Here is a 23,691-nt window from a genome sequence, read left to right as displayed (position 1 = left end):
TTTTTACGCCAAGGTTGGATGGAAAATGACTTATCTAAATTGTTTTATGATATTCATCCAAAACATAACTCTTTTGTAGTGCAGTGACTATATCTGGATGCTTCGGTTAAAGGTAAGTCGTTCATTGTGGGTGATAAGCTAAGTGGTGCTGACTTTATGTTGTCATTTGACTTAATCATTCTCGCTAAGCGTCAAAAACTCGACGCTTACCCGAATATCAGGCAGTATGCTGAAGCGCTTGCCAGTCTCGATAGCTATCAGCGCGCTATGCAGCTAGAGGCTAAGTACGACCAATCCGTTTAGCATTGCATCATAATTGACATACCAATTTTCTGATACACACAAACAGCTCTGTATAGAGCTGTTTTTTATGCGTGCTTTATTTTATGATTGCGTGAATAACCATCGAATTATAGTCATCAATGTTACATAAGAAAATTAAGCTGTAGAGCAACCAAACAAATTGCTCAGCACCATCCATGAATTACGTGTCGATGACAAAAGCACGATAAAAGTTATGATAAAATCCTTTCTGAATTTTTTGGGTTATCTTTCAGATACCATCAGTGAGTTGACTGGCTTTTCACGCTATAAATACCAATTACACTGACCTGACTCCCCGTCTGGCATCTGTCCTATATCACTCTATTTCCTTATACAGATTGTGGTACGCCCATGAGTAACGAATACCAGTTTAAGCCCCACGAACAGCCAATAATGGTGGGCTCTCCAGCCAATCCTGACCATCCGGCACGCCGTAAAGTGTTTTATTTGCTTATTGGGATTTTTGTGGGTCTCACAGCCAGCTTCCAAAATGGTCTACTTGTCGCCAACCTGACGCAAATTCAGGGTCAGCTAGGCTTAACGCCAGCTGAAGGTGGTTGGATATCGGTCAGTTATAATATGACCAATGCCTGTATCACCGTTCTGCTGTACAAAATTCGTCAGCAATTTGGCATGTCGCTTTTTAGCAAAATCACCCTGTCATTTTTGTTAGCCGCCACCAGTCTACAGTGGCTGATCAGCAGCCACTTGTTAGACACACCTAATATTAGCATTGAGCCCTATTATTTAGAGATTGTCGCTAGGGGACTTAGTGGTATGGTGGCAAGTGGTATGACCGTATTGGGCTTGTTTTATTGTCTTCAGGGTATGCCAACCGTCAAACGTACTAGTGGTCTCATATTGGGTTTTGGCTTGGTACAGTTTGGTATTCCATTATCACGTGTCATCTCGCCCTACCTCGCCATCGACGGTCAGCTTGAAAACTTATTTTTATTTCAATTTGGTCTGGCGCTGATTTGTTTTGGGCTGATTAATATATTAGAGCTACCACCAGGGAATACAGAAAAAGTATTTGAGAAATTGGATTTTGTAAGCTTTGGTTTTTTCGCCAGTGGTCTGGCTGCATTGGCTGTCGTTTTGGTACAGGGTCGAATTTTATGGTGGACAACACCTTGGCTCGTCTATCCACTGATGATTGCTATCGTCGGGATTAGCATCGCGTTATGGATTGAGACACATCGCAAAAATCCGATGCTACAAGTGCGCTGGATGCGTAGCCGCAATATTATTGCCTTTATGGTGACGGGCGCTGTCATGCGGATTTTGCTATCTGAGCAAAATGTCGGAGCGGCAGGATTGCTCGCTAACCTCGGCTACGGTAACGATCAGCTGGTTACTTTTTATGCTGTTATTATAGCCGCCAGTGCACTGGCTTTGATTATTAGTATTTTTAGTACCAATGCGATGGATTTGCGCCGACCTGTTATTTTTGCAGTGGCATTGATTGCCTTAGGTTCTTGGATGGATGTTGGTGTGTCTATTAATTCAGCGCCCTATACGTTTTATCTCAGCCAGTTTTTGATTGCCTTTGCCGCGGTGTATTTCATGGGGCCTTTGGTTTTTGAAGGGTTTTTGCGGGCTATTGGCAGTGGCCCTGCGTATATTATTAGTTTTTCAGTGATTTTTGGCATCTCCCAAACAGTTGGCGGACTGGCAGGTGCGGCAGCCATTCAGGCATTTACGACCATTCGTACACAAATGCATTATGCAGATATGGTCAGCTCATTGAACTTAGGTGATCCTACGTTCAGCGCTCAAATTGCTGGTACTCGTAGTGTATTGTCAAACCAAACGACGGACACAGCGCAAGCGAATGTGGCCGCGATGAGCCAAGTTTTGCAAGGGATTCAACGCCAAGCAACTGTCTCCGCTTACAGCGATTTGTTCTTTTTGATGGCCAGTTTTGCTACTTTCGTTACAGCCATTTTATTGATCAACTATTTTTATAACCGTTACCACAAGCGCAATCCACTTGCTAAAGAGCTTGCCGTTATTGCAAAAATGCGTGAGTCAAAATAACTCAGCTTATTATATTGATAATGCCTCACCCCATTCATTTATAGCCAGTCTATTTTAATATTTATTGAAAATTTAGGAGCACGTCATGAGCCAAGAAAAACTAAATGAGCTTAATCAAACACCTCAGACGTCCACTGGCGCTCCAGCAACAAACACACCTATAGCGTCTGATATAAGTAAAGAAGAGGCTGCTGTAACTTCTTCGCAATCAGCAACTAAGACAGCAGAAGGTGATATAGAAAACAGTACAGACAGCAATGAAACACCAATGCCACCAAAAGAGCCAATACCCGATACTACTGGTTGGTCGCCCAAGAAAAAATCCTATCTAAACTTAGGCTTATTAATTTTATTGATTGTCATTGGCGTGGCATTGATTTTGTATGCATGGAAGCTTCCACCGTTCACCCCAACGGTACAGCAAACCAATAATGCTTTTGTCAAAGGTCAGACGACTATTATTAGCCCGCAAGTTTCTGGCTATGTAACCAAGGTAGCAGTGCAAGACTTCGCCAACGTAAAAGCGGGTGACTTACTCATAAAGATAGACGATCGAACCTTTCAGCAGCAGCTCGATCAGGCACAAGCAAATACCGAAGTAGCTCTTACTAACCGCTCTACTAACGACCAAGACACGCAAACCAGCCAAGCGCAAATCGAAGCACGTAGAGCTGATTTGTATAGTGCCAAAATCAATGTAGAAAGCGCGCGTGAAGATGTAAACCGTTATCAAGGTTTAGATGCTATTGGTGCAGTATCGAAAGCAGAAGTTGCTCATATCAAGGCACAATTGGCTCAAGCACAAGCAGGTGTACAGCAGGCAGAAGCAAATTTACAGGCCGCCCAAGAAAACCGTGAAAAGACTAGCGGCAGTCGCTCATCGCTGGACGCAAATATCAAAAATGCTGAAGCAGGCGTCAAACAAGCGCAAATCAATCTAGACAATACTATTATCACTGCGCCTGAATCTGGCCAGCTAAGCCAAGTCAGTGTCAAAGAAGGCCAATACGTCAGCGCTGGTACGCAGCTCATGTATATCGTACCAAAAGGCATTTGGATCATTGCAAACTTTAAGGAAACTCAAATAGCCAATATGGCAATCGGCGAGCCTGCGACCATTCACGTTGATGCGCTTGGCGGTGCCAAATTTACGGGTCACGTGAGTAATATCTCGCCAGCGACTGGTAGCGAGTTTAGTGCCGCTGCTGCCAACCCTGCGACAGGCAACTACATAAAAATTGCTCAACGTATTCCTGTACGCATCGACCTAGATCAGAATCAGCCTGAGCTGGCACGCTTACGTCCTGGCATGTCCGTCTCTGTGGATGTCGATACCAATATTAAATGAAAGGTTGAATAAAAAGATAAATACGAGATAATGCCAAATAAGGTAAATAGCTAACGTAAAAAAGCCACTCTAGACACCACAAAACTTGGATTTAGAGTGGCTTTTTTAGTTTTATATAATCTATAGCTTCAAACTACAGCAACTATGGCAATAAACGCTTGGTTGTCCAGCTTGTATTGCCTTCACTGTCGTCGCCGCTACTCTGCGTATACACAATTCGGTCATGCATCCGATTGGCGCGACCTTGCCAAAACTCGATTTGTTCAATCGTAATCTCATACCCACCCCAAAACTCTGGCGTTGGTACGGCAGTATTGTCAGGGTGCGCTGCTTGAAGCTGTTCAAACGTTTGCTCCATGATTTCACGATTGGCCACTTCACCACTTTGCGGTTGACTGACCCAAGCGCCTACTTGACTATCATGAGGACGTTTTTGGAAGTAAGCAGCCGATTTATCAGCATCAATTTTAGCGATACTACCGCTGATACGGACTTGACGCTCCAGCTCATGCCAAAAGAATAATGCTTCGGCATTAGGGTTTTCTGCTATATCCTGCCCTTTCGCGCTTTCATAATTGGTATAGAAAACAATACCTTTCTCAGTAATTTCGCGTAGTAACACAATACGGACACTAGGCTTATTGTCTGCGCCACATGTTGCCAAACTCATTGCATAAGGCTCTTGTACCTTTTGTGCTAACGCTTCATTCATCCAAGCTTTAAAGAGCTCAAATGGTGACGTTGGTACTGACTGTTGATCAAGCTCATCTTTCTCATATGAGAGGCGTTGGTCGGTAAAGTCCATGCTCATGGCAACTCCTTATTTGAAAACTATAATGTTGTTGTCTTAAATACCAGTCATTATCTTGAATACCAGTTATTGCCCTAAATACTATTAGCCTAGTACTGACTTTATAAGATCAGCTAAGTCATTAGCCATTACATCACACTCTATCTCATCATCTGATTCCACCATCACGCGAATCATAGGCTCTGTACCTGACTGACGTATCAATAGACGACCTCGACCCTCTAGCGTTGCCTGTGCTTTGTCAAAAGCAGCAACCAACTCCTCATGTTTGAATGGGTCTTGCATTTGAGACAAGCGTACATTGACTAACTTTTGCGGCAACACTTCAAAACCTTCAACAAGTTCACTTAACGCACGCTCTCTGGCTTGCATCACTGCCAGTACTTGCAAACCAGCAATGATAGCGTCCCCTGTGCGACTTTTATCTAAGCAGAGAATATGACCAGATGGCTCACCACCCAATATCCAGCCATTAGCTTCTAAATCCTGCATCACATAGCGATCACCCACTTTTGCACGGGTAAACTGAATATTTGCATCTTTCAGTGCCAACTCTAACCCCATGTTACTCATGAGTGTGCCCACTACGCCTTCAGCTTTGGTTCGACCTTGAGTAGCAAGCACATATAAGATACCGTCACCATCGACTAGCTTACCCGTCTCATCAACCATTACGATACGATCGCCATCACCATCTAGTGCAATACCGACATCTGCTTCATGCTCAAGCACAGCCTTTTGTAAGCTTTCAGGATGGGTAGAGCCACATTCAGCATTGATATTGATGCCATCTGGCGTATTATTGATGGCAATCACGTTTGCCCCCAACTCGCGCATTACTCTAGGTGCTACGCTATAGCCTGCACCATTGGCACAATCCACTACTACCTTCAGATGACTGAGGTCATATTGATAAGGAAAACTGCCTTTGCAAAATTCAATATAGCGACCTTTAGCATCATCAATTCGGTTGTTCTTACCTAAATTTGCAGGATCAAGAATAGGCATTATGGCAATGTCATTACCAACGTCGTTCATAATTGCTGTCAATTTATCATTAATTGCAGTCTGCATCTCATCACTTATCTTTTTGCCGTCACCTGAGAAAAATTTGATGCCATTATCATAATAAGGGTTGTGCGAGGCTGAGATAACCACGCCAGCATCTGCATTAAAACTACGGGTTAAATGCGCAATCGCTGGGGTTGGCAATGGACCAAGCATATAAACATCAACACCAGCCGCATTAAAACCTGCTTGTAATGCTCCCTCTATCACATAGCCTGATAGACGCGTATCTTTACCAATCACCACACTTGGCTTACGCGTAAGATTTTCATTTTTTTCTATGAGAACAAGCCCAGTGACGTAGCCTAGTTTTAAGATAAAGTCAGGTGTAATGGGTAATTCACCAAACTTTCCGCGAATTCCATCAGTGCCAAAATAGCTCATTATGTGTTCCTCAAGTCAAAAAAATAAAAGGCCAAGCGTATACGCAGGCAATACTATTGTTGTAATAATCTGTTTCTGTATTTTACAAAAAAAACAGCCAACAATAACAGAGCATTGTTGGCTGTTTGTATCTTAAGCTCGCTGCAGCCTTACGTCTCAGCTAACATTAATACGATTTAAAACTATAAAAGAGAAGCATTTTACGGAACGATCTAGTTTACTCGGTAGTTCGGTGCTTCTTTAGTGATTTGCACATCATGCACATGCGACTCTTTCATACCCGCTGAAGTTACTTTGATGAACTGCGGATTGGTACGCATATCTTCAATCGTAGCAGAACCAGTATAACCCATTGATGAACGTAAGCCACCAACCAACTGATTAACGATACCCGCAACTGGTCCTTTATAAGGAACACGTCCTTCGATACCTTCTGGTACTAGCTTCTCTACGCCATCTTTTGCATCTTGGAAGTAGCGATCTGAAGAACCGTTTGATCCTGACATCGCACCCAAACTACCCATACCACGATAAGCTTTATAATAGCGACCTTGGAACAGCTCAACTTCACCTGGCGCTTCTTCGGTACCAGCCATGAGTGAACCAACCATAATGCATGATGCACCTGCAGCGATTGCTTTTGCCATATCGCCTGAGTAGCGGATACCACCGTCAGCAATCAATGGAATGCTATCTTTTAAAGCACTAGCAACGTTATCAATCGCTGAGATTTGTGGCACACCGATACCTGCGATAATACGCGTGGTACAGATAGAACCAGGACCGATACCTACTTTTACTGCATCAGCACCTGCGTCACGTAAAGCGATTGCAGCTTCACCTGTTGCGATGTTGCCACCGATTACTTGCACATGCGGGTAGTTTTTCTTAATCCAAGATACTTTATCGATCACGCCTTTTGAGTGACCGTGCGCAGTATCAACGACGATAACGTCGACATCAGCGGCGATTAATGCTTCAACGCGTGCTTGCGTATCTGCACCTGTACCAACAGCTGCGCCAACACGCAGGCGACCTTGCTCGTCTTTACACGCATTTGGATTGTTTTCAGCTTTGGCAAAATCATTAACAGTAATCAAACCACGCAGGCGGAAATTATCGTCAATAACGATGACTTTTTCGATGCGGTGCTCATGTAGCAATCTTTTGATATTCTCGTTGCTTTCACCTTCATGTACAGTTACTAGCTGCTCTTTAGGCGTCATGATCTGGCTAACTGGCAATGACAAATTGGTCTCAAAACGCCAATCTCTATGAGTAACAATACCCACAACGTTATCTGTGCCTTTTTCGACCACAGGCACACCTGAGATATTGTTATCTTGGGTCAAACGCAGCAATTCACCAATCGTCATCTCTGGGTGGACAGTGATAGGATCAACAACGGTACCCGCTTCAAATTTTTTGACACGGCGTACTTGTGTGGCTTGCTTTTCGATGTCCATGCTCTTATGCAAAATACCCATGCCACCAAGCTGTGCCATTGTGATAGCCATTTCAGACTCAGTCACAGTATCCATTGCCGCAGAGATTAGCGGAAGATTAAGAGTGATGTTTTTGGTCAAACGAGTAGACAGATCAGCAGTTTTTGGCAGAACTTCAGAATAGGCTGGTAATAATAAAACGTCATCAAAGGTTAAGGCTTCATCGACAATTCGCAACATACAGACCCCTAGTGGTGGTTATTTTGATGGGTAGGAGCTCAGGGTTAAGCGTATCAATCATTGCAGCTGCAAGCACAGTGCCGATTCATCGCCAACCACTCAGTTATCCTATAAAAATAACGCCACATTATAACAAATAAGCGCCTCGCTGACACACTATATTTGTCAGATTATTTTACACAAGTGCGTCTTTATCGATGACAATCATGCTTCAAACCATTAATAACTCGCTTTTAAAGCTAATCAGGATCGCAAAGCTCATCGCTATTCCCAATCTCTAGTCGCTTCTTGTTAACGTAAAGCGCTCTGTGGGTAGATATTTGTTTTGCTGTGCATGCAGGTAACCAAGCATTTGCTCCCGTATCTCACAGGCCAGCGTCCATGCTTCTATAGGCCCTACCGATGAAACAGCGCCGCGCAGCTGAATAGTATTTTCGGTTACATCAACCACATACATTTCGGGTTCCGTTTTATCATCCCAAAGCTTATTGTCCTTGACCATCGATATAAACGCCTCTCGGATAGCGTCGATATCTGCGCCATAATCGATATACAAAAACACAGGACAAGTTTGATGAACCTCTGTATGCGACCAGTTTTCCACTCGATCAGTGATTAGCTCACGCATTGGCACGATCAAGCGACGCTCATCCCATGTTTTTAACACGGCATACGTGTAACGCAGGTCTTCAACCGTACTAAAATTACCGTCCATTATCACACTATCGCCGATTCGCACTGGCTGCGTCACTGCTACCTGTACACCAGCGATGATATTCCCTAATATTGGCTGTGCCGCAATACCGATAACCACACCTGCAATACCCGCTGAAGTCAATAAAGTTTTGCCAAGGCCTTCCATATTTGCAAATTCACTAAGACCTATCCAGAAGCTTCCCAAAATCATCGCGAAAATAAACACACGGCGAAATATTGATACATAAGTACGGCGGCGACGTTCTTTATCGAAATGCTCTGCAGCCAAATTTTCAATCTGCATGTCTTGATAGCGATTGGCAAAAAAGTTAATGATACGAATGCCTAACCACATGGTACTAAATACCAGTCCAATCCAAATCAATGGACGAGTAGATGAGGCGACTGCATCTAAATAAGGAAAACCACCAGAAACCAAGGTAAAAACCAGTGAAAAACTGATGGTAAAGGTTAATGGTACTGTTAGCTTGCTAACCAAATCTGCGACGCCATTGGTACTGCCAACATACACGCTGTATTTTTCTTCATCGATATAATGATTGATGATTTTTGCAGTACCTTTACTCAGTAGCCAACCCATCCCCATGGTTAATAAAAAGAACAATATCAGCGCTGAGAATTCCCATAGCGCAATTCCAAAAAACTTTAGCTTTAACCAAGTGGGCAAATAACGCTCAAACTCGGCTGGATGATACTGCTCATAGAGATTATCAATATTACCTACTGTCTGCGCCGAAAACACCCAGACAGGGGCTTCATCCCCTACTCGTACTCGCTGCAAATAGATAGGAACACGGCGCTCGCGATAATCAATATAGCCAAGCTGAATAGAACGTCTGGCAATACCCATGACACTGCTATTATTACCAAGCGGTGGTTCAATTAAGCCATCGGGGCGATCTGGCATATCGTCGAATACATAGAGCTCTTTTTCGGACAATAAGAAATCCAGTCGCTTTGTGAGATCAAGCGCACGGCTACGTTGGCTTTTCTCATCAATCAAATTCATGTTTAGCGCGTAAGCGGCCAAATCATACTGCTGCTTCATTAACGCTGATTGAAAAAACTCTAAGGCTGCAAGCGGCGTCTCCAAGTTAGGTGGCTCAGATAACGGCGGCAACCCTGCATTTAGTTTATCGAGTATATAGTAGCTCTCACTATATTCTCCGGTCAGTGCCGTATCACCTTGTAGTCTGCCTGCCTGCTCCACTGCGTTACGCTCAGTAGGGTCGAATATCTCTTCAGTAATACCAGAAATACTAACACTTTCATCTTTAAGCGCATTGACTTGCTGAGCGGCATATTCAGTAAAACTATCAGGCTTACTAGGCGTTTGTTTTTCCGGCTCGCTCGCACTCTGTTCATTTTCACTATTTGCTGCATAAACGGGTGAATAGATGACATTTATAGCGACAATCAAAAAGCCCAACAATACTTGCAGCACATGGCTTTGAAAACGACTTTTCTCTACATCTACTTGATGATTATCATCTGAGCGCAAAACGGCACAATGATGGTTCATAGGATTGTCTTTAAGTGTATTCATGTTTTCAAAGCCATCAGTCTACAAAAGGAAAGTATAAAAAATATATCGCTGCTGCTTTAACCTAATTCAGTAAGCAAAAAAAAGCCAGCCTAAAGCTGACTTAATTTATTACGAGATTTGTAGCTATTTACCATATAGACGGCAAACATTATTTTAAGCGCGGCGCCATGTGGTGCCAGCACGGCTATCTTCTAGCTCAATACCCGCCTCTTTTAGTTGCTCACGTATCTCATCAGCACGAGCAAAGTTTTTGTTGGCTTTAGACTCTGCACGTTCGATAATTAAACCATCAATAACCGCATCCGTTAGACCATCTTCTGCCTGTTCACCAGTCACTGCTTGCAAAAACTGCTGCACTGGCTGCTGTAAAATATTTAATACTTGTGCCAATGCTTTTAGTTGCTGGGCTAATTGCCATGCGGTATCGACGTCTTCCGTTTTAATGGTTTTATTGATATCGCGAGCCAATCCAAATAAGACGCTAATGGCCGTCGAGCTATTGAAGTCGTCATTCATCGCCTTGATGAAGTCTTGTCCAACCGCGCTATTGTAAGCTTCAGCCACTAAGTCTTCGTTGATTACGATTGACTGTCCTTTTTGCTGCTCAGCCAATTTTAGTGCATTATATAGTCTGCTTAGGCTATTATGCGCTTCATCTAAGGCACTATCAGAGAAGTTAACTTGGCTGCGATAATGGCTCGATAATAAGAAAAAACGCACCGTTTCGGGCAAGTACTTTGCCATGACATCGCGAATGGTAAAAAAGTTACCCAATGATTTAGACATTTTTTCGCCATCGACATTGATAAAACCAACATGCATCCAGTTGCGTGCATACTCACAACCAGTTGCTGCCTCAGACTGCGCGATTTCATTTTCGTGATGCGGGAACTGTAAGTCATGACCACCGCCATGAATATCAAAGGTGCTACCCAAGCACTTAGTCGACATCGCTGAACATTCAATATGCCAGCCTGGACGCCCTTGACCCCATGGTGATGCCCACTGCGGCTCGTCAGGTTTTGCAGCTTTCCATAGTACAAAGTCAAATGGATTGCGTTTATCATTTTCAACTTCGACTCGCGAACCTGCCTGCATATCGTCTAGATTGCGCTTAGATAATTTGCCATAACCGTCAAAGCTATCGACGGCATAATAGACATCACCGTTGTCGCCTGCGTACGCGTAGTTGCCAGTGACTAATGTCTCAATCATATCCTGCATATCATCGATATGATCAGTCGCACGTGGCTCAGCATTTGGCATCTCACAACCAAGGGCAGTCGCGTCTTCATGCATCGCTTCAATAAAACGCTGCGTCAATGTACCAATCTCTTCACGGTTTTCAGCGGCACGGGCAATGATTTTATCATCGATATCAGTGATATTACGTACGTAATTCACGTCGTAACCTAAACGTGTCAACCAACGAACGGCCATATCAAAACCGACCATCACTCGCGCATGACCAATATGACAATAGTCATAAACGGTCATGCCGCACACATACATACCAACCTGCCCTGCTTTGAGTGGTACAAACTGACGCTTGCTGCCAGTCAATGAATCGTAAATGGCAAGTTGGGACATCGCATCTGCAAGTGGTGTGGTCATAGTAAAAAAGCCTTGTAACGTAAATAAAATAAAGAAATGTGAAATCTCAGCCGCCGTGTATGAATAAGCCATACCAACGACCATGACTATAAATCAAAAAAATAAAAAATTCAGACCAAAAACGTCGTGATATAAAACGTAACCCATTATCTTAGCGAAAACAGGCGTAAAATACTACAATGAGCGTGCAACTAACGCTATTCAATCATAAAAACCGTTAAGGATGTAAAGATGGGCAATCGCTTAAGCAAAATATACACACGTACTGGAGATGACGGCAGCACTGGTATGGCTGATGGCAGCCGCCTTAGTAAAGCGGACGATCTATTTAGCGTCATGGGTGACATCGACGAGCTCAACTCGCATATTGGCTTGGTACGTGCGCAACTAAAACACAATAAAGGGCAATCTATAGAGAAAGAGTTCTCTGAAGCCTTGGTCATCATTCAGCACCTGTTATTCAATATAGGCGGCGAGCTTGCCATGCCAGAGTATGAAGGGGTTAATGCCACTCATATTGAATGGTTAGAGCAGCAAATAGATATGATGAATGCCACATTGCCACCGCTAAAAGACTTTATTTTGCCGACAGGTTCTATATTGGTCAGTCAACTACACGTGGCGCGTAGTGTGTGCCGCCGCGCTGAACGTCAAGCTGTGATATTGCAGCAGCAGCGTCCACAAGCGATTCGCAGTACTGCCGTCAGCTTTATCAACCGCTTATCTGATTGGCTGTTTGTCGCTGCACGCTTCTGTACAGACCCAGAAAAAGTCTCTGAGGTGTTGTGGGACAGTCAAGCATTGAAAACGTTCACTGACAGTAAATAGTACAAACTAAGTATTTAGCAATAAAGAGCTTAAACACAAAAAACCCCGCGACACGATTGTTGCGGGGTTTTTATTATTGAGCGATAGCAATTCGGTTTACTAGAAATCGCTAACTCATTACAATGACCAATTAATAAGTCGCACTGTTGTCTTCAATGATGACCATATCAATGGTTTCATCTTTAGGTACGGCCTTTGGTGTAGCTGGCTTGCTAGGCTCAGCTGCTGCTTGGGTGTTTGCAGTCGAACTGCTCTGACTTTCAGCAGGTTTATTGATGGTTGGCGGTGGCGTAGGTTCAGTTGGGCGAATTGGCTCAACTGGCGTTACGGTTCTTGGCTGACGGATTGGCGCTGTTTGAGTCGTATCATTGTTCTGTGTTGCGCGGCGCTCAGCAGCACGTTGGGCGCGTTGCTCATCCATTGCAGTTTTAAATACAGAACCTGCCATCACATCTGCAACGACAGTAATCAAAGCAGGCTGACCTGCAATACGCGTACGCACTTGACCGCCTTGAGTACCGACGATGTAAGTAAACGCGTCATCAACGAGCATATTGTTATTGATGCGGATATTGTCTTGCGCTAAACGTGATTGTAGACTTGGCTGATTATTGGCCGCTTGTACCTGACTGGCTTGATACAAGTCTTCACTTGGTAGCGTCATGCTGACACTTGCTTGACAAGTGGTCATGCCGTTCTCGTTAGCTTGTTGCAAGATAGCAGCGTTTTGGACATCAATGACCACGCCATTGGTTTTTTCGCTAACCACACCGTTTGCTAAACTGATTTCAGCATCATTTGCATAATTGGCAGCCAATGACTGTGCTTGTTGATTGAGCGTATTCTTTAGAGCTGACTTAAGGCGATCTTGCACCATAGGATCATCACAACTGATCGCAGGCGCAACACTATTTTCAGCATCGACCGTCTCTTGTTCTGTTAGCTCTGCCTGCTCAGTAGTGTCTTCTTTATCTGAGCGATCACAGCCTGCAAGCGCCAAACCACATACCAATCCAATCCCAGCAACTTTATGCCACTTGCTCAAACTTATATTTGCTACGCTCATACTAACTCTACTCCCAATTTACAGGTTCGTACCGCCACTGACTGACAGTGTTCAACATTCAAATCGCAACGCTAGCTGCTACAGATATGAAAACCACATCATTATACGGTGTTTAAATCAAATGGTCATTAGTGTAGCCCATGGATATACAAATAGTGCCCCTCATTGTGGAAAAAACCTGCGTTTGGTTGCAAAAACATAACAAACATTCGCAGATTTGGACTTTAAAAAGTCATATTCAAAAAAGTACGGATTGCATCGCAGTTTTTGTTAGACGTCGTTGATATGACGCTATATGATTGGGCATAAAAATCATCGATAATTGGTGCATATGATAAATTTTAGAGATACGTTGTTATTAGGTCATCGAGGCGCACGCGGTGAAGCGTTAGAAAATACCTTTTCAGGCTTTCAATACTCTCAAAATCTTAAGTCAAGAGGCTTAGCAGGCGTAGAGTTTGATATACAACTAAACGCTGACGGTCACTTAATCGTATTCCACGATGACGATCTAGAGCGTATGTGCGGTCGACAATCACGTATTGACCAGTTAAAACTGACTGAGATTCAATGCCAATTGCAGTTTGGTCAACCCATTATGACATTGGCAAGCATAGCACCTGCACTTAGTGGATTTAACGTTATTGAGCTGGAAATTAAGACGCATAGCCGTACCAACTACGCGGTGTTGATTGCAGCGCTTCGGCAGGCATTTATTGATACACCTCTTGCCAGCTTACCAGTTGTATTGACGAGCTTCGATGTCGAGTTACACAACCGTTTGCAACGTCACAAACTATTATCTCATATGCCTCGCGGCTTGCTTATTCGTACGCCAGAAGCGTTGGCAAGCGCGACCAATACCGCATTGCAACTCGGCTGTATTCAACTGGGCATTCATTATCCGCTTTTGACCCAAGCCGTCATCAAGCATAGCCACCGTTATGGATTGCCCGTAAGTGCTTGGACGGTTAATGATATTCCCACCATTGAGCAGCTCATCAAATGGGAGACTGATGTCATCATTACGGATTTTCCAAGTCATTTGCTGTTGCCTTGACCGAGTTATCCGTACTTTTTTGATATTTAATCATTTTTTCGATAAACGCATTCTTTCCTACATATCTACCCTTCTTGTTACACTTCTCCTTCATGTCTGATAAGTCACTCGTATTTTTGATCAATACATTCTATAATCCATACAAGTTATTGTTATTTAGCAATATTTTTATAGTGTATAAGTGTTCACTTTACACGCTTTTTAAGGTACTATGGTGGCTTAAATTAATACCGTTAGGGATATTATATGATTGCAAAAAAAGCACTTGGCTTACCGCTTAAAGGCTTACGTTTCGCTATCAAATCTGGTGATACGCTTGTAAAGACCGCCAGCACTCAAGTAACGCGTTTTAAAACTCGTTTCGATGAGAAAAAAGCGCAAATGGCGCTTGATGAGCAGCCTGTTGCAAAACGCAATTATGCGAAAGCTTCTGAGCAAGCGGATCTTTCTGCGCAAGAGCAAAGCATTGATATGCGTGAGTTTGAATTTACCAAAGCACCAATTAACTGGATTCCAGCGGCTATTTTAGTAGCGACGCCAATTGCTGCTGCTGTGATTACGCCATGGTATCTATGGACTCATGAAGTTAGCGCTCCTGTTTGGGGTGTGTTTGGTGCCTTTATGGTATGGACAGGTATCAGTATCACGGCGGGTTACCATCGTCTGCTATCGCACCGTGCTTACAAAGCGCACCCTATTGTCAAAAACTTTTTATTGTTAGGTTCAACCTTAGCCGTACAAGGCTCAGCGTTTGATTGGGTTTCTGGACATCGTACTCACCATCGTCATGTAGATGATCGTTTGGACGATCCATATTCAGCACAGCGTGGTTTTTGGTTCAGCCATATTGGTTGGATGCTACGCAACTACCCTAGCGGTAAATTTGATTATAAAAACATTCCTGATTTGACCAAAGACAGAGTCTTACAGATTCAGCATAAATATTATGGTTTGTGGGTAGTTGCCATGAATGTTGGTATGGTTGCTGCTATTGGTTGGCTCATTGGTGATGTTTGGGGTACTTTACTGATCGCTGGTTTGCTGCGCTTGGTATTAACGCATCACTTCACCTTCTTCATCAATTCGCTATGTCATATGTTTGGTACACGTCCTTATACGGATACTAATAGTGCTCGTGATAACTTTTTCTTAGCTATCTTTACGTGGGGCGAGGGTTATCATAACTATCATCATTTCTTCCAGTATGATTATCGTAATGGCGTGAAATGGTGGCAATATGATCCAACAAAATGGTTGATTGCTGGTTTATCAAAAATCGGTTTAACGACGGATTTGCGTACTGTTGATGATACGACTATTAAGCATGCCGAAGTGCAAATGCAGTTCAAAGCAGCACAACAGCAGATCGATACAGCCACAAGCACTGGGCTTGATCTTCCTCATGCGATGAAGAGCTTCCAAGACCGCATTAAGTTTGAATACGATGCATTTAAACAAACTGTCGAAGAATGGCAATCACTGAAAGCTCAAACTATTGAAATGAAAAAAATAGAATGTGCTGATCGCTTACGTGAAGTTGATGATAAGCTAAAGCATGATTATGCGAAAATTGAACAGAAAATCCTTGAGCATAACAGCAATCTAAAAACTGCTTTCCGCTCTATTGGCGCGAACGAAAAAGCTGCTTAATTAACCTTTGATTTGTTTTATAATTTTGAAGCTTCTCCATCCCCCTATCCGTCCTAGATAGGGGGATTTTTTTGCTTATAATTTATCGCTTATGTCATTCTAGCTACTTCTAACGACCTTATTATCATAATAAATGGTCAAATACCTTGGCTGAACCATTGCTTTCTCTAATCTAAAAGCAATAACAATCTCGTTCATCACATTCAGTTGATTAAAGACCGAAAAATTTATTTTTTAGCCAGATATTACAAGAGACGGACAGAGTGCAACGATGCCATATGAGAGCTATGCTATAGTGACATTCTCACTTTTATAATTTAATGGAAACGGCCTGTATGCGTTATCAAAACACTTACGTCAACCTAGACACGCGCCTTTATCATGAGCAGCCACCGACACCACTAGACAATCCTCGTGCCGGTCACTTCAATAGTCAAGTTGCACAGCAGTTGGGCTGGGCCGACGATGAGGATCTGATGACCAATTGGGTTGAGATATTGGGCGGTCAATACGTGCCAGCTGATTTCAAACCATTATCGATGGCCTATGCTGGTCACCAGTTTGGACAGTGGGCTGGGCAATTGGGCGACGGACGCGGTTTGCTCATGGCACAGGTACTCGATAATGATGGACAGCCACAAGACTTGCACCTCAAAGGCGCTGGCTTGACGCCCTACTCACGCATGGGTGATGGACGAGCAGTCTTACGTAGTACTATTCGCGAATACCTGTGCGGTCATGCATTGACCCAGCTTGGCATCCCCTCATCTAACGCATTGGGGTTTGTGGTATCTGATACGAGAGTGCGCCGTGAGCGTATCGAAGCAGGTGCAGCGTTGATGCGTGTGGCTGATAGTCATATTCGTCTCGGTCATGTCGAGTGGATTGCCAGCTTCGCCCCTGATGTACTGGGTGAGTTCACCGACTATATGATTGACACTTATTATCCAGAGTGCCGTGATAGCGAAGCGCCTGTCTTAGCTTTTTTGACCGCAGTGGTCGAGCGTACGGCCCGTATGATTGCTGATTGGCAATTGATTGGCTTTGCTCATGGTGTGATGAACACAGATAACTTATCTATCACAGGCAGTACTTTGGACTTCGGGCCGTTTGGCTTTATGGAGCGCTTCAATCCTGCATGGATTAATAATCACTCAGACCATACGGGTCGCTATGCTTATCAGAATCAGCCTGCTATCGGGCACTGGAATCTAAATGTTTGGCTGCCACACTTTATGCGCCTAGAAGGCGTCACTCGTGAGACTCTCTCTGAGTGCTTAGCACCTTACGAAGCAACCTTTATGCAGCACTATCAGCAAGGTCTGTGCCGTAAGCTTGGCCTACCGCATCAAAGAGAGAGTCTCAGCTTGGCCTTTGAATGGTTGACGCTATTAGAAGACAACTTGCTCGACTACACCAATAGCTTCCGCGCACTACTCGGTTTGGTCGCACCAGCAGATCATCCTTATGAGCAAAAGCTACTGGATACCATGACCACTGAATTAAGCGGTGATGCGCAGCAAGTATGGCAAGACTGGTCAGCACGTTATCTGGCACAGATCGAGCAGCTGTCACTTGAGCAGGTAGTTAACGGTATGCAGACAACTAATCCTGTCTATGTCCTTCGTAATAGCATGGCGCAGCGTGCAATTACTGCCGCAGAGCAAGGTCAGTTTGAAGAGGTTGATCGAGTGTTTCGTTTATTAGCCAATCCTTACAGCGTGCAAGATATCGCTAATGATTTAGATAGCAGTGCGCCTGCGCCTGATACACCGCAGATGCCAATTAGCTGCTCATCTTAGTAGTTGCTCGTCCTAGCACCTTTCAATTCTGTAATATTTTGAAATATTATGAAATTAAGGTTGATATCTAACCGCGTTTTTTGGCATTATCAACGAGATAAATAACGAATATCATTTTATTATATTATTCGCACAATTCACCGTTGTTGACTAGGCAGTGAATTGGCTATAATGCTAGAATGAATATTTTAGCTAGTTTGCTTTTTTGACCTAATTTTTGATCGTCGACCATGATTCTGATGGTCGTGAGTCGTTTAACGTCTTTGTACCTTTCAGTTATTATCATTCAATGATCTTTGGAGGGTTAGACGTTGTTTTTTATCACCATTTAATTTATTCCAATTTATTCCAACCATGGCAATTATTATGAATGACGATACCACTTCGAATACGGATAACCTCAGTACAGAAAAAGAGCAGTTTGAACAAGCTGCCTTACATTACCATGAGTTTCCACGCCCAGGTAAAATTTCGGTAACCCCTACTAAGCAGCTAGCCAACCAACGTGATTTAGCACTCGCCTACTCTCCAGGTGTTGCTGTACCTTGTCTTGAGATCCAAAGAGATCCAAAACTTGCGTCTAAATACACGGCACGTAATAACCTCGTTGGTGTTATCACTAACGGTACTGCTGTATTGGGTCTGGGTAATATCGGTCCATTGGCATCGAAGCCAGTTATGGAAGGTAAAGGTGTTCTATTTAAGAAGTTCGCAGGTATCGACGTTTTTGATATTGAAATTGCTCAAAACGATCCAGACAAATTCATCGAAGCGGTTGCCTCCCTTGAGCCTACTTTTGGTGGTATCAACCTAGAAGACATCAAAGCACCAGAATGTTTCAAAATTGAGCGCGTACTACGTGAGCGCATGAACATTCCTGTGTTCCATGATGATCAACATGGGACGTCAATCATTGTTGCTGCAGCCATGCTAAATGCTTTGTTGATTACTGGCAAAAAGATCGAAGAGATTAAAATTGTTTGTTCAGGTGCAGGCGCAGCAGCCATTTCTTGCCTAGATATTATTTGCGCACTTGGCGTTAATAAGAACAATATTATTGTTTCAGACTCACGCGGTATCATCAGTACTAGCCGTGAAAACCTTGATGAAACCAAACAGCGTTATGCTCGTGATATCACGGCTACTTCTATCGAAGAAGTCATGGACGATGTCGATATGTTCCTAGGCCTATCAATGCCAGGTACACTATCAGAAGATATGGTTCGCCGTATGGCAAAAGACCCTATCGTCTTTGCACTTGCCAACCCAACACCTGAAATCATGCCAGAATTGGCACATGCGGTACGTCCAGACGTCATCATGGCAACTGGTCGTTCAGACTATCCAAACCAAGTAAACAACGCGCTATGCTTCCCGTATATCTTCCGCGGCGCATTGGATGTTGGTGCAACCACTGTTAATGAAGAGATGAAAGTCGCTTGCGTAAAAGCAATCGCTGCGATGGCACACGTTGAAGCCACGCCAACTACCAGCGCTAGAAACATCGAAAAGATGCAGAGCTTTGGTCGTGATTACTTAATCCCAGGCCCTCTAGAGCCAAATCTAATCATTGAAATCGCATCTGCTGTTGCCAAAGCAGCGATGGATTCGGGCGTTGCCACGTTACCTATCGATGACATGCAAGCCTATCGTCAGCGTCTGTCTGAGTTTGTTTATAACTCAGCGTTTGTCATGAAGCCAATCTTTGCTCGTGCTAAAGCCGATCCAAAACGTATCGTGTACTGTGAAGGTGAAGACAACAATATCTTACTTGCTGTGCAAGTCGTCGTTGATGAGAAGTTAGCACAACCTATCTTGGTTGGTCGCCCTTCAGTTATCGAAGCCAATATCAAAAAGCTAGGCCTACGTCTAAAAGCTGGCGAGAACATTACCATCGTCAACGTTGATGACGATCCTCGCTACAAAGACTACTGGCAGGGCTACTATGAGAAGAACAAACGCCGCGGTGTAAGCATTGAGCTTGCTCGTCGTGATGTTCGCCGTAAGACAACTTTGATTGGTTCTTTGCTGGTTGAAAATGGTGCAGCAGATGGCATGGTATGTGGTACATTTGGCCATTACCAATTGCATCTAAAATACGTTGAAAGCGTCATTGGCAAAAAACAAGGTATGAACGACTTCTATGCGATGAATGCGGTACTCATGCAAGATCGTAATATCTTTATCGCTGATACTTATGTCCATGAAGACCCAACAGCTGAGCAATTGGCTGAAATGACTGTCTTGGCAACAGATCAGCTACGTCGCTTTGGTATTACGCCACGCGTCGCGCTAGTGTCTCATTCTAACTTTGGTGCTTCAGATCGTGCCAGCGCTGTCAAAATGCGTAAGGTTCATGAGCTATTGACCAATATGAACGTCGACTTTGAGTTTGAAGGCGAAATGCAAGGTGATGCCGCGCTTAACGAAAATATTCGTCTAAACGATATGCCGTCAAGCCCGTTAAAAGGTGCAGCGAACCTGCTTATCTTGCCAACCCTTGATGCATCAAACATCGCTTTCAACCTGCTTAAAACAGCGACTGGCAGTGCTTCTATTGGCCCTATCCTATTAGGTACCAATAAGCCAGTCCACATTTTGACACCATCAGCGACAGCACGTGGTATCGTCAATATGACTGCATTGACCGTCACTGAAGCGCAAGATCTAGAAAACGAAAAATAGTCATACATCATACACAGTATGAATGCACTATATCGGTTCAATATAATTTGGATACCAGGAAGCCGAGTGAAAGTACTACAAATAGTAGACTGAGCGAGGCTGACACCGGACCCAATTTATAGAGGATTGACTATATTAAGAAGGGCTCTGTCATCCATTGATAGAGCCCTTCTGCTATACTAAAACCAGTCAATGCAACTTATAGAGCATTGGCTGTTTTTTTGATTTATAAAAATTGAACTGATGATATAAAGCTCGATAATAACAAGAGGCTTCTATGCAAATTTACCTCGTAGGCGGTGCTGTACGCGATCGACTGCTCAAGCGTCCTATCAAGGATAAGGACTTTGTCGTCGTTGGCGCTACTGTGGCAGAGATGATTGATGCAGGGTTTCAACAAGTGGGCGCTGACTTTCCTGTGTTTTTGCACCCGATCAGTCATGAAGAGTATGCATTGGCACGTACAGAGCGCAAGCAAGGCTCAGGCTACAAAGGTTTTAGCGTACACGCCAGTCCTGATGTTAGTCTAGAGGATGATTTGCGCCGTCGTGATTTAACCATCAACGCGATGGCAATTGAAGTTACTAGCTTAACCGATGATACTCCGATTAATGGACAAGTCATCGACTACTATGGCGGCCTACAAGACTTAAAAAGCAAGACATTGCGTCATGTGTCCAGTGCTTTTAGCGAAGACCCATTACGTGTGCTTCGCACCGTGCGCTTCTATAGCCGTTACTACGATTTGGGGTTCACCATCGCGGATGACACTTTAACGCTGATGCGTCAATTGGTCGATACAGGAGAGCTGGCTCATTTAAGTGCCGAGCGTATCTGGCAAGAGTCAAGCCGTGCAACTATGCAGTTATCACCGCAAGTCTATTGGCAAAAACTGTTTGAAATTGGTGCACTCACAGAGTATTTCGCGCCTTTGCATCATGCTTGGGATAATGTCCAAATAAGGGAAACAGCGCAGACAGCATTATATTTTGCAGGACAGATGCAGTTGAATTTATCGCAGCGCTGGGCGCTACTAATGACTAGCCTGTCTTCATCATTATTTAATAGCGAAAACTCTGAGTCTCCGTCTAACGTATCAACCGCTATAAAAAATATTAACGCTATCGGTAATAAAGCCAAAGTCCCAAAAGCACATACTCAGTTCGCAACTTTATTCGTTCAGCAAGCTGAAAAACTAAGCACAATAAATAACTTAACTGCGGCTGAAAAAATCGATCTAATCCAAGCCTGCGGTGCGCATAAGGAGCCTGATAAGCTCTCTCAACTGCTAGTGTGCAGTCATGTGTTACAGCTAGCAATACAGCATCGCCAAATGATGTTAGCACTAAACAGCTTTCATGCTGTCGGCATGACTGACATTGCGCCAGACCTTAAAGGCCCCGCTATTGGTGCAGCCTTACGCCAAAGCAGGATAGAACACTTGCAAGCGCAACAATGATATAGACAAGCACCTTAGAGAAACAAGTAATATTGCTATGAACCAAGAACTTAATGCCTACCAAGCAGAAAATATAAATAACCAAACGCCAGTGATGCTTGTCACAGGTAGTGCTAGGCGCATTGGGGCAGCTATTATTAAAGCGGCTCATAGGCAAGGTTACCGCGTCATTATTCATTGTCACCGTAGTGAACAAGACGCTAATGACTTGGCTGACCATCTGAACGACATCCGTGCTAATAGTGCAAAAGTTATCGTTGCTGATTTAACGATAGTCAACGATGGTATGGCTTTAGACAGCTTTGTTAAAAATATCGTAGAGGCATTTGGACAGCTTGATGTACTGGTGCATAATGCCTCACGGTTTTATCCTAGCCCACTCGGTAGTATCAATCATGCACAATGGGATGAGTTGCTTTTGACCAACGCGAAAGCCCCTTTATTACTGAGCCAAGCCCTATTACCTTATCTAAAGCAACAACAAGGCTGCATTATCAGTTTATTGGACATACACGCGCATGATAGACCGTTTAACAACTATACTGTTTATAATATGGCAAAGGCTGCGCATCGAATGATGGTACAGTCGCTAGCGTTAGAGATGGCGCCAGAAGTGCGGGTCAATGGGGTGGCACCTGGGGTCAATATTTTACCTGACCCTACTAGCGACCAAGCTATTGATAACGAGCAGCAACAAAGTATTATCAATGCTATCCCCATGCGGCGCATAGGCCAACCTGATGAGATTGCTCATAGCGTACTATATCTTGTTCAGGCAAATTATGTCACAGGAGAGATCATCATCGTGGATGGAGGTCGTAGTCTAACCATAGCTGGTGGTCACCTGTAATACAAAAATATGGCTCAATAAAAAATATCTTGATTACTGCCTATCTTTTACTTGAAAAATTAGAAAAATCAGGTATCATTGTGCGTCTAACGTTAGGGCCCATAGCTCAGTTGGTTAGAGCAGAGGACTCATAATCCTTTGGTCGTAGGTTCAAGTCCTACTGGGCCCACCAAATTCAAACCCTTACAGTCATTGACTTGTAAGGGTTTTTTATTGTCTAAAATTTATGTAAATGTACGGATGTAATTAATTTTTTGATACTATCTTGATACTTTGACCCTTGTAGTAATTAGAGTATGATGACTACTAACACTATGGTTATGTACTGCTGCATGGGTGATATATGAAAGTTAAACTTACCAAAAAACTTATTGATTCAATAGACTATACCGCTAAAGGTACTGAAATCTATATGGACGATGTACTAACTGGATTTGCGCTACGTGTAGGTAAGCAGTCTAAACGCTATACATTGCATAAGCGCATTAACGGAAATCTGTATAGAGACGAAGTAGAAGAAACGCATCTAATTACGCTAACCGAAGCACGTGAAAAAGCCAGCATAATGATGGCTAACATCAAAAAAGGCATGCATGTTTATGACGGGCTTCATGAGAACCTAGAAGATCCGAAGGATAAGACCAATAATGTGCCAACACTGAACCGCCCCGACTTTATCGGAGGCTTATTTACTTGAGTCAGGCAGCAACACCTGACAGGATTAAATTATCATAATACTGCTTTTCAAACTCAA

The 23,691-nt window shown here is 43.6% G+C and carries 17 protein-coding genes and 1 tRNA gene; 12 read left to right on the top strand and 6 right to left on the bottom strand.

Annotated features, from left to right (window positions below; all coding sequences use genetic code 11):
• Window positions 1-93 precede the first annotated feature (93 nt).
• The 3 genes from ACQKCG_RS12965 to ACQKCG_RS12955 all read left to right on the top strand — a co-directional run bounded on the left by ACQKCG_RS12965 (window position 94) and on the right by ACQKCG_RS12955 (window position 3,712).
• Window positions 94-303, top strand: a complete 210-nt coding sequence (locus ACQKCG_RS12965; RefSeq protein WP_427585437.1) for a glutathione S-transferase family protein — start codon at window positions 94-96, stop codon at window positions 301-303.
• 372 nt (window positions 304-675) lie between these two features.
• On the top strand, window positions 676-2,364 hold the full coding sequence (locus ACQKCG_RS12960) for an MFS transporter (RefSeq protein ID WP_101205079.1): 1,689 nt from the start codon (window positions 676-678) through the stop codon (window positions 2,362-2,364).
• 85 nt (window positions 2,365-2,449) lie between these two features.
• Window positions 2,450-3,712, top strand: a complete 1,263-nt coding sequence (locus tag ACQKCG_RS12955) for an HlyD family secretion protein (RefSeq protein ID WP_101205080.1) — start codon at window positions 2,450-2,452, stop codon at window positions 3,710-3,712.
• 142 nt (window positions 3,713-3,854) lie between these two features.
• On the opposite strand, the gene pdxH is transcribed toward ACQKCG_RS12955, so the two are convergent.
• The 5 genes from pdxH to cysS form a co-directional block, all read right to left on the bottom strand.
• Window positions 3,855-4,517, bottom strand: a complete 663-nt coding sequence (pdxH, locus tag ACQKCG_RS12950; protein WP_182176685.1) for a pyridoxamine 5'-phosphate oxidase — start codon at window positions 4,515-4,517, stop codon at window positions 3,855-3,857.
• A 90-nt stretch (window positions 4,518-4,607) separates the two neighbouring features.
• A complete protein-coding gene (gene glmM, locus ACQKCG_RS12945) occupies window positions 4,608-5,975 on the bottom strand; it encodes a phosphoglucosamine mutase (protein ID WP_101205082.1) in 1,368 nt (455 codons plus the stop codon).
• 212 nt (window positions 5,976-6,187) lie between these two features.
• Window positions 6,188-7,660, bottom strand: coding sequence for an IMP dehydrogenase (guaB, locus tag ACQKCG_RS12940; protein ID WP_057760534.1), 1,473 nt, complete (start codon window positions 7,658-7,660; stop codon window positions 6,188-6,190).
• A gap of 277 nt (window positions 7,661-7,937) precedes the next feature.
• Window positions 7,938-9,923 (bottom strand): mechanosensitive ion channel family protein, encoded by a 1,986-nt coding sequence (locus ACQKCG_RS12935; protein WP_227522912.1) that lies wholly within the window; start codon window positions 9,921-9,923, stop codon window positions 7,938-7,940.
• A gap of 153 nt (window positions 9,924-10,076) precedes the next feature.
• Complete coding sequence (gene cysS / locus ACQKCG_RS12930; RefSeq protein WP_101205093.1) at window positions 10,077-11,537, bottom strand: cysteine--tRNA ligase; 1,461 nt, start codon at window positions 11,535-11,537, stop codon at window positions 10,077-10,079.
• 231 nt (window positions 11,538-11,768) lie between these two features.
• Between cysS and ACQKCG_RS12925 the strand changes: the two genes are divergently transcribed.
• Window positions 11,769-12,365: a cob(I)yrinic acid a,c-diamide adenosyltransferase gene (locus ACQKCG_RS12925; protein ID WP_101205084.1), complete on the top strand. Its 597-nt coding sequence runs from the start codon at window positions 11,769-11,771 to the stop codon at window positions 12,363-12,365.
• 130 nt (window positions 12,366-12,495) lie between these two features.
• Here ACQKCG_RS12925 and ACQKCG_RS12920 read toward each other — a convergent pair whose 3' ends face one another.
• Window positions 12,496-13,431, bottom strand: coding sequence for a hypothetical protein (locus tag ACQKCG_RS12920; protein WP_101205085.1), 936 nt, complete (start codon window positions 13,429-13,431; stop codon window positions 12,496-12,498).
• Between the two features lie 331 nt (window positions 13,432-13,762).
• Between ACQKCG_RS12920 and ACQKCG_RS12915 the strand changes: the two genes are divergently transcribed.
• The 8 genes from ACQKCG_RS12915 to ACQKCG_RS12880 all read left to right on the top strand — a co-directional run bounded on the left by ACQKCG_RS12915 (window position 13,763) and on the right by ACQKCG_RS12880 (window position 23,634).
• Window positions 13,763-14,491 (top strand): glycerophosphodiester phosphodiesterase, encoded by a 729-nt coding sequence (locus tag ACQKCG_RS12915; RefSeq protein WP_101205086.1) that lies wholly within the window; start codon window positions 13,763-13,765, stop codon window positions 14,489-14,491.
• 471 nt (window positions 14,492-14,962) lie between these two features.
• Window positions 14,963-16,141: an acyl-CoA desaturase gene (locus ACQKCG_RS12910; protein ID WP_179799003.1), complete on the top strand. Its 1,179-nt coding sequence runs from the start codon at window positions 14,963-14,965 to the stop codon at window positions 16,139-16,141.
• A 335-nt stretch (window positions 16,142-16,476) separates the two neighbouring features.
• Window positions 16,477-17,943 (top strand): protein adenylyltransferase SelO, encoded by a 1,467-nt coding sequence (locus ACQKCG_RS12905; protein WP_427585436.1) that lies wholly within the window; start codon window positions 16,477-16,479, stop codon window positions 17,941-17,943.
• Between the two features lie 366 nt (window positions 17,944-18,309).
• A complete protein-coding gene (locus ACQKCG_RS12900; RefSeq protein ID WP_160021186.1) occupies window positions 18,310-20,628 on the top strand; it encodes an NADP-dependent malic enzyme in 2,319 nt (772 codons plus the stop codon).
• Between the two features lie 277 nt (window positions 20,629-20,905).
• Window positions 20,906-22,087 carry a tRNA nucleotidyltransferase gene (locus ACQKCG_RS12895; RefSeq protein ID WP_427585435.1) on the top strand — a complete coding sequence of 394 codons (1,182 nt, stop codon included), beginning with the start codon at window positions 20,906-20,908 and terminating at the stop codon, window positions 22,085-22,087.
• A 37-nt stretch (window positions 22,088-22,124) separates the two neighbouring features.
• Window positions 22,125-22,937, top strand: coding sequence for a pteridine reductase (locus tag ACQKCG_RS12890; protein WP_427585434.1), 813 nt, complete (start codon window positions 22,125-22,127; stop codon window positions 22,935-22,937).
• Between the two features lie 95 nt (window positions 22,938-23,032).
• Window positions 23,033-23,109 (top strand) — tRNA-Ile (locus ACQKCG_RS12885).
• A gap of 171 nt (window positions 23,110-23,280) precedes the next feature.
• On the top strand, window positions 23,281-23,634 hold the full coding sequence (locus ACQKCG_RS12880; protein ID WP_427585433.1) for a hypothetical protein: 354 nt from the start codon (window positions 23,281-23,283) through the stop codon (window positions 23,632-23,634).
• Window positions 23,635-23,691 lie beyond the last annotated feature (57 nt).

Source organism: Psychrobacter sp. NPDC078929 (assembly GCF_050267985.1).
Taxonomy (GTDB): domain Bacteria; phylum Pseudomonadota; class Gammaproteobacteria; order Pseudomonadales; family Moraxellaceae; genus Psychrobacter.
Note: the sequence above shows the minus strand (reverse complement) of the source record. Positions and strands in the feature narration are given on the sequence as shown.